1 protein-coding gene is annotated in these 740 nt (G+C 59.5%); it reads left to right on the forward strand.

The features are described 5' to 3' along the window. Positions 1-287: 287 nt before the first annotated feature. The coding region (locus VBE63_RS30830; RefSeq protein WP_323686750.1) for a carboxypeptidase regulatory-like domain-containing protein at positions 288-740 on the forward strand (453 nt) is incomplete at its 3' end.

Raw genomic sequence — 740 nt, forward strand, 5'->3', positions numbered from 1 at the left:
GGCTGGCGACAAGATGAACGAAGCAAAGCAATCGCTCACCGACTAAGTCAGGCACCAGAGATCGCCGGGCTGGCTGGAATGGGCGGATGCCGAAAGCCACATCCGGAGACTGCTCAAGCTTTAGGCCCCTTAATGTCCCCTTGATGGCCCGGTGACGGGCCATGAGCCGTCGTTTCAGGGGCGCTATTTCTGCTAGCGATCTGCGCAAACGGCGCCGGATGATCAATCGGACTCTCCATCGAGCCTGTTTGGTCCTTATCACTCAATCAAGTTTATAGGGTATTGCAATGATCATCCGTCCACAGTCTAGGGCAACGGCAATCGCACTGGGGCTGATCCTCGGTGGAGCCGCACTCACGCCAGCCAGCGCAGAACAGGCGATGGAGGCGAGCGCGTCGGCCGCTGAGGAGCGATCGATGGTGGTCGCGAACGAGGGTGGTATTCGCCATGTCTCGGGCGGGGTTGGCGAGAACGAGCGGACAGAGCTCAAGGCCATGGCCAATGAATTCAACCTCCATCTGATGTTCGCGACCCAGGGCAGTGGCGAGTATCTCTCTGCGGTTCAGGTCAATGTGCTAGACGCCAAGGATGGCCCCGTGCTGACGGCCCTCTCGAAAGGTCCCTGGTTTTACGCGCAGCTGCCACCTGGTGAATATCAGGTGGAAGTGACGCCGACGGGTGTCCGAGGCGATGAGTTGACCCAGCGTAAGCTCGTGCGTCTCGATCGCTCTAACCCATCG

The organism is Lamprobacter sp. (genome assembly GCF_034860625.1).
In the GTDB taxonomy this organism is placed as follows: domain Bacteria; phylum Pseudomonadota; class Gammaproteobacteria; order Chromatiales; family Chromatiaceae; genus Lamprobacter.